Annotated in this window: 10 protein-coding genes and 2 other annotated features; of the genes, 5 read left to right on the forward strand and 5 right to left on the reverse strand. The window is 36.4% G+C overall.

Annotation, left to right across the window (positions count from 1 at the left end):
• Window positions 1-30 precede the first annotated feature (30 nt).
• Window positions 31-576: a helix-turn-helix domain-containing protein gene (locus V7183_RS05465; protein ID WP_097896993.1), complete on the reverse strand. Its 546-nt coding sequence runs from the start codon at window positions 574-576 to the stop codon at window positions 31-33.
• Between the two features lie 156 nt (window positions 577-732).
• On the opposite strand from V7183_RS05465, the gene V7183_RS05470 reads away from it, so the two are divergent.
• Both V7183_RS05470 and V7183_RS05475 read left to right on the forward strand, forming a co-directional pair.
• Window positions 733-1,137, forward strand: coding sequence for a DoxX family protein (locus tag V7183_RS05470; protein WP_335358933.1), 405 nt, complete (start codon window positions 733-735; stop codon window positions 1,135-1,137).
• Between the two features lie 22 nt (window positions 1,138-1,159).
• Window positions 1,160-2,017: a VOC family protein gene (locus tag V7183_RS05475; RefSeq protein ID WP_335358934.1), complete on the forward strand. Its 858-nt coding sequence runs from the start codon at window positions 1,160-1,162 to the stop codon at window positions 2,015-2,017.
• Between the two features lie 16 nt (window positions 2,018-2,033).
• On the opposite strand, the gene V7183_RS05480 is transcribed toward V7183_RS05475, so the two are convergent.
• Window positions 2,034-2,348 (reverse strand): 4a-hydroxytetrahydrobiopterin dehydratase, encoded by a 315-nt coding sequence (locus V7183_RS05480; protein ID WP_097896990.1) that lies wholly within the window; start codon window positions 2,346-2,348, stop codon window positions 2,034-2,036.
• Window positions 2,326-4,083 (reverse strand): aromatic amino acid hydroxylase, encoded by a 1,758-nt coding sequence (locus tag V7183_RS05485; RefSeq protein WP_335358935.1) that lies wholly within the window; start codon window positions 4,081-4,083, stop codon window positions 2,326-2,328. The genes V7183_RS05480 and V7183_RS05485 overlap by 23 nt, the downstream gene beginning before the upstream one ends.
• Before the next feature lie 161 nt (window positions 4,084-4,244).
• Window positions 4,245-4,473: a binding site (T-box leader), on the reverse strand.
• 51 nt (window positions 4,474-4,524) lie between these two features.
• Window positions 4,525-4,753 (reverse strand) — a binding site (T-box leader).
• Between the two features lie 129 nt (window positions 4,754-4,882).
• On the opposite strand from V7183_RS05485, the gene V7183_RS05490 reads away from it, so the two are divergent.
• Entirely contained in the window at window positions 4,883-6,121 is a 1,239-nt protein-coding gene (locus tag V7183_RS05490) for a TolB family protein (RefSeq protein WP_335358936.1), read from the forward strand.
• A 50-nt stretch (window positions 6,122-6,171) separates the two neighbouring features.
• On the opposite strand, the gene V7183_RS05495 is transcribed toward V7183_RS05490, so the two are convergent.
• Window positions 6,172-6,294: a DUF4023 domain-containing protein gene (locus V7183_RS05495; RefSeq protein WP_097896987.1), complete on the reverse strand. Its 123-nt coding sequence runs from the start codon at window positions 6,292-6,294 to the stop codon at window positions 6,172-6,174.
• A 218-nt stretch (window positions 6,295-6,512) separates the two neighbouring features.
• Entirely contained in the window at window positions 6,513-6,851 is a 339-nt protein-coding gene (locus V7183_RS05500; RefSeq protein ID WP_097896986.1) for a phosphoglycerate mutase, read from the reverse strand.
• A 203-nt stretch (window positions 6,852-7,054) separates the two neighbouring features.
• Here V7183_RS05500 and V7183_RS05505 point away from each other — a divergent pair, with 203 nt between their 5' ends.
• Together V7183_RS05505 and V7183_RS05510 are read left to right on the forward strand one after the other, a co-directional pair.
• Window positions 7,055-7,648, forward strand: a complete 594-nt coding sequence (locus V7183_RS05505) for a histidine phosphatase family protein (protein ID WP_335358937.1) — start codon at window positions 7,055-7,057, stop codon at window positions 7,646-7,648.
• Window positions 7,645-8,181, forward strand: a complete 537-nt coding sequence (locus tag V7183_RS05510; RefSeq protein ID WP_097896984.1) for a delta-aminolevulinic acid dehydratase — start codon at window positions 7,645-7,647, stop codon at window positions 8,179-8,181. Before V7183_RS05505 ends, V7183_RS05510 begins: the two co-directional genes overlap by 4 nt.
• Window positions 8,182-8,189 lie beyond the last annotated feature (8 nt).

Here is an 8,189-nt window from a genome sequence, read left to right on the forward strand (position 1 = left end):
ACAGGCTTTTTGTATTATTTGCATTGCTGTTTAATATACACGCTTTCGATTTTCAGCATGGCTGGAGATAAGTAATAATGCAGATTCCTCGCCAATATTGCGCACAATATGCGGTACGCATGCACTCCAGGAAAAAGAATCTCCTTCTTCTACAATTGCAATATCTTCTCCGTGCTGCACTTCTAATTTTCCACGTAACACAAGATGGCATTCTTCACCTTCATGAGCATTTGGTATGTTTTCTTTTGGGAACCCAATTGGGATTTCTACTAAAGATAAACGAAGACCACCTTGTTCAGCGACATGCTCAATTCTCTGCTCATCTTTTCCGTACACACTGTATTTTCGCTCTTCTTTTTTTACAATTTTCATGCGATCTTTTTGTTCAAGTAACAAATAAGGGAGAGGAACGTTTAAAAAATTAGAAATGGTTTCTAAAGTTGAAATGGATGGCGAGGTTTTATTATTTTCAACCTGACTCATAAAACCTTTAGAAAGTCCTGTTCCTTCACAAATTTGGGCGATTGTGATGCCTCTGCGTTGACGAATTTCACGTATTGCAGAACCAATGTTCATAAAATCAATCTCCTTTTTGTAAACAACTATTTGTATCATAGCAAAAAAATTATATTTTTTCTCAAGAAAAATGAATTGACGAATAAAAAAAATTATTGTATGTTTTGTAATGAGAATAAAAGTTTTGTATAACAAAACAATAAAGGAGAGAAAGAAATGAATCAACAAATTGGTAATTTAATTATTCGTATCGTGTTAGGAATAACATTCTTCATGCACGGTTTAACAAAATTCCAATCAGGAATTGACAATATTGCAGGATGGTTTACAAGTATTGGTTTACCAGGTGGCCTTGCGTATGGCGTAGCAACAGCAGAATTAGTCGGTGGTCTATTATTAATTGTCGGTTTAGGTGTAAGATATATCGGGTTATTATTTGCATTAATTATGGTTGGAGCAATTATAAAAGTAAAATGGTCAGCTGGTTTACTAGGAGATGGAAAGAATCCTGGATTTGAATTAGAACTTGCATTATTAGCAATGGGTCTTTACTTATTTGTTGCGAAAGCTGATGGTTTTGTAGATAATTTCTTAAAAGCCACGGTATTTAAAAAAGACTAATTGAACCTGGGGGTATAACAATATGAGCTTTCAACTTCATCCAAATACAACACTCGGCGTTGTTCATTTACACGTATCGAATACACAAAAGTCAATTGCATTTTACACAGATGTATTACGAATGAAAGTGATCAAAGAAGAGGAAACGATCGTTACGTTTGGTAATGAAGATAATGAACCCCTTCTTATAATAGAAGAGAAAGAGAATGCTCTTCCAAAGCAAAGAGGCCGCACTGGTTTATACCACTATGCAATCTTATTGCCAAGCAGAAAGGATTTAGCAAACATCCTTCTTCATCTTGTACAAAAAGTATATCCGTTACAAGGCGGAGCAGATCATTACTTTAGCGAAGCTATTTATTTGTCTGACCCGGATGGAAATGGAATTGAAATTTATCATGATCGTCAAAGAGAAGTGTGGCGTGATGAAGAGGGAGAGCTTCCATTTGTTAGTAACCCATTAGATGGTGAAGGATTATTACAACAAGGAAGTGCATGGAATGGGTTTCCAGGTGGTACGGTAATGGGACATGTTCACTTCCATGTAGCTGATTTAGAAGAAGCAAGACGTTTTTATGTGGATGGACTTGGATTTGAAGTAACAATCCCAGCTCGTAATGGTGCATTGTTTGTTTCAGCCGGTGGATATCATCACCATATTGGTTTTAATACATGGCAAGGTGAAGGGATACCACAGCAAATGCCAAATTCTGTTGGCTTGAAATATTTCACAATTGTACTAGCTGATGAGAAAGAAAAAGAGCAAGTATGTGAAAGCTTAAAATATATTGGCGCTATTGCGACGTACAAAGATGGAATACTACAAGTAGAGGATCCATTTGGTCACTGTATTCATTTCATTGTAAAAGGAGAAGCCTAAATAAGGCTTCTCCTGTTTATTTTCTTATAATTGCTTTTTCATTTTGTAAAAAGAGTTCATCAAATTGTTTTGCTAGCTCAAAATCAAGTTTTGTTAAGCCTTTTGCATTCCATGATGACAAAGTGATAATGACTGCTTTATACTGGATAAGGATAAATGGATGGTGATTATGTTCTTCTGATAGTTTGGCGGCTTCAGAGACAAATTCGACACCTTTTAAGTAGTCGGAAAACATATATTTTCTTTCAATCCATTTTTCATCTTTCACTGTCCATTTATCTAACTTCATCAATTCCTCTTGTACTTCTTCATTTGTTAGGCGTTGCATCATTTTTCACATCCTTTATTGGAAGTAGGGTAAGTCCATTATGAATTAAACGTTGTACAGATTCGTTTTCTGTAAAAGCAGAGAGCTGCTCTTGTAATGTAGCAGATGTTTCGTGTCCTTTGTTATATTCTAAAAGCAATTCTAAAATTTCAAGGCGAAGCAACCATTCTTTTGCGTAGAACTTATTTAATACTTCTTGAATGGCTACTAACTGTTCTACATGTGAATCTTGTAATGCTCCTTCGTTTCGAATATCACGAACCGTTTGATACATGCGATCAAGTTCCGTTAATGCAAGTGGCGTTGGTTCTTCTTCTTTTTCTTCATCCATCTGGAAGAATGCGGCTGCATCTGCTGCGCCCGGGAATACAGAAGTAATTTTTGAACCAACTGCCATATCAAACGCTCCCCATGAAGCAGCAAATAATAGACGATCTTTGTAGACAACTGTGCAATCAGTAAATGAGATAAGAGCAATCTTCTCATCGTTTTTCACAATGTCTGTTACGGTTCCTTTTACATGAACACCGCTTGTAAAGGAAAGTTCGGCATGATTACCGATAATAATGCCTAATGATTGTAATGTTTCTGCTGTACAGTCCTCTAATGCAATATTACCTTCTAACCAACCAACCGGTGTGCCAAATCCATCTTGGTGTACAGCTGTAGAATGATTCGCTAGTTGTTGATTGTTTAGCGCTAATGCGGTTGGTGTATTTGTTTTCATGTAAATCACTTCACCAGTATCATTTTGAATTGTTTCTGCAAATGTGCCTGTAATTTGTAACCCACTACTTAGTTCAGCTGTTGCTGTATTTTCAGAGCGGATTGCTTTTTCTAAGCCCTCTGTGCCTCCTGTCTTGAAAGCCATTGTTTCAGAGAACTTTTCAAGCGCTTCTGTTAATTCTTCAAATGACTCACAAACAAATAGTTGAGGTTGCATTTTCGTCACATCATAGGTCGTTTTTGTGCAAGCTTCAATTGAGAATGGAACCTTTTTTACAGCGTCTGTTAAACAATATTTGCTCTCACCGACGGAGGAAAGAAGGCCAGCACCGTAAATTTTAGGATTATTTATATCTCCAATTAATCCATACTCGACCGTCCACCAGAATAGACGAGAAATTTGTTCTGCCTCTGATAATCCAGAAACAAGTTTTTGTTTTTCGATTACCTTTCTTTCGGCAGCTTCAACTTCTTCGGGTGTAGAAGTTGGACTTTCTTTCACGATTGTTAACGTGCGCACTGCTTCAAAAGCGTCATGTTCTTCTTTTGTTGAGAAAGCTTTTGCTCCAATTTGTCCAAATCGTTGTACATACTTTGCATATGTAGGATCAAGTAAGATTGGTGCATGACCAGCCGCCTCATGAACAATATCAGGAGCTGGTGTATATTCGATATTCTCTACTTTACGAATATCTGTTGCGATCGGTAATAAACCATGACCTTGGAAATCAAAGAATGCTACGCCAGGGATAAGTCCATCAATTGTTACTGCGCCCCAGCCGCTTGGTGCTAAGCATTCATTCATTTCTTCAACCTTTGGAATTGCATCTATATTAATACCAGATGATTGTAGCCCGTTGACATAGGCTGGATGGGCAACATCTTTGAGGAAACTATGATTTTGTCTCATAATGTAACGCCACACAGCGTGGTTAACTGGTGTGTACTGATTATAATGTTGCTTAGATACAAATGGTTTTAAATGTGATGGAATTTCTGTTTTTTTTGTCATTGATACATCCTCCTTTTTTATCTGTAAACATTGCTACGGTTTCTTTGGCATATATCACCACCTTTCAATCATTGTAAGCGCTTATAAAATTTTATCATAAGATTCGGAATTATTTAATATTTCTTTTGTGAGAAACAGAAAAAGCCCCTATCGGAAACTCCGATAGGGGCGAAAAAATCGCGGTACCACCCTATTTGTAAGCAAGAATGTGCTTACTTATCAGTTATTGATAACGGAAAAATCCGTCTCTTCCTTCATGCAATAAATAGCACTACGAAAAAGAAGTTCCAGAATTGTAATTCGCACTTGTATATGTACTGATTCACACCAACCATCAGCTCTCTGAGACAGGGATATAAGTTACTACTGCGATTCTTTCAACGCGTAATATATGAATTTGTTTAAAAAGGGGGATGCAAAAAAGTCCCTATCGGAAACTCCGATAGGGACGATAGAAATTGCGGTACCACCCTACTTGTAAACAGAAAAATTGTTTACCACTCACTTTAAGATAACGGAAAGACCCGTCTTTCCCTTCATGCTTACTTGCACTATGGGAAAGAAGCTCCAGAATTGTAATTCACGCTTGTATGTGTACTGATTCGCACCAACCATCAGTTCTCTGAGACAGGGATATAAGTCGCTACTAGGATTCCTCCAAAGCCGATATATAATTCGTTTAACTAAACTATGTTTTGTATTATGAAACTATATTTGAAAAGTTGTCAACAATAATTTTATTTAAATAAAAAATGCAGGGAATGATAAGGTGGATGAGCGATAGGAGGATCGAAGAAAAATGTGGAAGCACCTTATTGTTTCTATTATCTGCATTTACTGTTTATGTGAAGCTGTGCCTACTGTTCAAGCTGAGATAAACGAGATAAAAGTAGCGTTTATTCGTGGTCATAATCTGTGGTTGAAAATAGATGGACAAGAAAAACAAATAACAAAAGGAGAGTACATAACAAAGCCAAAATGGTCACATGATGGGAAATGGATTGCATACGCAAAGGGGGAAGAACAAAATCGACTTGAATTGTACCGAGTTGCGGATGGAAAAAAGATTGTCCCGTTTCATGCAGAAGCAACAAACTATCAATGGTCCCCGGTAGAAAATACAATTGCATTTGAATTTACAGGCACGTTAAATATATTTGATGCAGAAAAAAAGAATGCAACATTTGAAAATGTATCGTCAGGTGTAGGGGATTATGCATGGTACCCAGATGGAAAGAAATTTCTCGTATCTTCCACTGCTCAGCTGCTTTCGACAGGTTGGACAGGAGCGCAGTTATATGAAGTGCAAAGTGATGCTGGAATGAATCCAAATAAAATGAAGCACCTGTATTCATTGCCGAGTATGCAGGAGGATTTCCTAGCTTATGTTGCAAGTAATTTCAAGTGGTCGCCAAATCAAAAGTGGATTGCTTTTTTAGCTGAACCAACTGCCTCGTGGTCAGCTGATAGTAATACACTTTGTCTTTTGAAAGCGGATGGCAGTCATTTTGAAAAAGTGAATCAAATGTTACTAAACGGCAGGTGGATACAATGGGCTCCATCGAAAAATATATTAGCTTATATTGAAGGAAGCGGGAGGGTTGCGTTAGAGAATAAACATTTTAAAGTAAAAGAGTTACCTGCTCTTCAGCGAGAAAAATTTACTCCTAAAGGATATGTTGATTGGGATTTTACTTGGCATAACGACAAACTGCTTACTCTTTCAAGAGCAAGAGAAATGGAGTGGGCAAACGAAGAAGAAAAAAGGTCATTACCTTCTTTATATCAAGTTGATATTGAAACGGATTTACAACGAAAGATTACAATCCCTCCTAACAAATATGGAGATTATCACCCATTGTATATAAAACGCAACAAGCAGCTGACTTGGGTGCGTTCAAATCGCAAAACAGCTGACATGTGGCTGGCAAACCGTGATGGATCGAAAGCGAAGAAATGGATTAGAAATATTGATGTACTGGGGAGTTATTATGAGATGTGGAATTGGGATGATGTTGTTTCTGTAAAAGAGAACTAAAAAATGGATTCACCTAAAATTATTTTAGGTAAATCCATTTTTGCTGATGATTATTTGTGTGTTTTATTTGGTTTCTTTTTCCCAGGGTTCCCTTTGCCTTGGTGTTTTCTGTTCTGCTCGTCTTTCGCTTGTTTCTCTTGTATTGTGTCTAAAAAGTCGTTTGAGTTACTCATTGATATATCCTCCTCAGAGTTTCGTTTTATCCCGCATTAACGAACAGTAATACTCTCACCTCAAAATTTGGCGAAAGCAAAGAAGTTAGGTGGGAGATAAACTGCCCGTAAAAGCCCGATTGGTGAGGGCTGATTAAAGTTTCACTTTATCTCTGTTACTATAACCATTTGGGAGGAAAATCATGAGTTTGAAATGATGGATTAATGAATGAACAGGCTTAAGCGCTCAATTTTTTTCGATAATATAAATAAAAAACTCCATACATGATGAAAAGTATAATTAAAACTTGTAACTCAACATTTTCTTTTAAAATAGTGGCGAAGGGATCTGGTAAGTAAGGTGATTTTTCTCCTCCACCTAAACCTAATAATTTATTAAAAAGGCTAATTATACAAAACATAAAAATTCCTGACCAACTCGCTATAATTGCTTTATGCTTAATTTTTTGTTCTCGCTCATCATCTTTAATCCAAGGATTAGCAGTTTTATCACTACTAAAAAATCCATTTATGTATCCCCATATTATCATGCCGATAAAATAAATAAGCCATTTCATCTTTGTGAACCCTCCTAAAAAAATAAATGGTGTAAAAAAGGTTTTACATCATTTATCATAATAATTTCCAAAATGTGTGTCAAATGTTTTTTACATTTGTATTTACCATTGCGCTAAAAAATATTGTGGAAGGAATTCAGAGGATGATAAAGAAGAAAGAATTGTAGAAGGAGGCGCTTATTTTTACTGAAAGGAATAAAACAATGAAACTTATTTTCATAAGACATGGTGAAGGGAAGCATACGAAAGATTTACCAATGAGTTTGCAAGTAGAGAATCCGCCTTTGACAAAAGAAGGTGAGAAACAAGCGTTATTACTTCAAAGTAGTTTGCCACTAGAGGAAACTGATGTATTAATCGCAAGTCCCACCCTCCGAACATTACAAACTGCGGCAATATGGAGTTCGCAAATGTTCTGTCGTAAAGTAACACATCCGTATATTTCCCCGCGTATTTTTCCGTATCGTAAAGGAGCGAGAACATTGCCTTGTGATCAGTTACTAAATCAGCAGTTGATTCAAGAATTATTTCCTAGTTTTTCTTTAGGAGAAAGTATAAATGGTATATTGTGGAATGAGGGGGTGAATACGATTTCAGAGACGGAATTTGGGAATATTGCAGATCAATTCATCAATTGGTGCTGTACATTAAAGGCAGAAAGAATCTATGTTGTTTCACATGATGGAACAATCACGGCATATAGGCAGTACTTACAAAAGCAAGCGCTAACCAGAGAAGACTTTTTAGAAGAAACAGGTATATATGAAATGACCTTAGGAACGGAGGGATTCATTTGAATATTGCATTGGTAGTTGGGGATAATTCTGATTTAGAAGCACAAGCACTTCGAGCGACATTTGAGTATTTGGGGGCAAGAGTTATTACATATTGGATTTGTCGGCCACGTGATTTGATAGATGTTCTTTCAGGGAAAAGTTTGTATGAAGATGTAAATTATATTATTTTTTGTTTCCATGGTGATGAAGGTGAGTTAATAATGGGGGAATTAGGAGAAGATGTATATGAAGAAGATGAACCGAGAGGGAACTTTGGTGTAGGTGAAATCAAACGATATGCAAAATTGCATAATAAATATATTATCAATAGTGGCTGTACTTTAGGGGATCCAAAACTTGCGGAAGTTTTTTTAAATAGTGGTGTGAAAGCATACATTGGTTCAACAGATTATGTGGATGGAAATGCAGCACTTATGTTTACAATTCGCTTATTTTATGGAATTATCAATCATCAAAAAACAATAGACGATGCATTTCAAGATGCGAAACTATTAGATGATGAGACTCTTACATTTGAACTGTATAAAGAATAAAACGTACT

The organism is Bacillus sp. JJ1127 (assembly GCF_036965845.1).
GTDB lineage: Bacteria > Bacillota > Bacilli > Bacillales > Bacillaceae_G > Bacillus_A.

What these genes read in the sequence shown, in the direction of transcription:
- V7183_RS05465 (WP_097896993.1), bottom strand. Translation starts at nt 576, where the DNA reads ATGAACATTGGTTCTGCAATACGTGAAATTCGTCAACGCAGAGGCATC.
- V7183_RS05470 (WP_335358933.1), top strand. Translation starts at nt 733, where the DNA reads ATGAATCAACAAATTGGTAATTTAATTATTCGTATCGTGTTAGGAATA.
- V7183_RS05475 (WP_335358934.1), top strand. Translation starts at nt 1,160, where the DNA reads ATGAGCTTTCAACTTCATCCAAATACAACACTCGGCGTTGTTCATTTA.
- V7183_RS05480 (WP_097896990.1), bottom strand. Translation starts at nt 2,348, where the DNA reads ATGATGCAACGCCTAACAAATGAAGAAGTACAAGAGGAATTGATGAAG.
- V7183_RS05485 (WP_335358935.1), bottom strand. Translation starts at nt 4,083, where the DNA reads ATGACAAAAAAAACAGAAATTCCATCACATTTAAAACCATTTGTATCT.
- V7183_RS05490 (WP_335358936.1), top strand. Translation starts at nt 4,883, where the DNA reads ATGTGGAAGCACCTTATTGTTTCTATTATCTGCATTTACTGTTTATGT.
- V7183_RS05495 (WP_097896987.1), bottom strand. Translation starts at nt 6,294, where the DNA reads ATGAGTAACTCAAACGACTTTTTAGACACAATACAAGAGAAACAAGCG.
- V7183_RS05500 (WP_097896986.1), bottom strand. Translation starts at nt 6,851, where the DNA reads ATGAAATGGCTTATTTATTTTATCGGCATGATAATATGGGGATACATA.
- V7183_RS05505 (WP_335358937.1), top strand. Translation starts at nt 7,055, where the DNA reads ATGAAACTTATTTTCATAAGACATGGTGAAGGGAAGCATACGAAAGAT.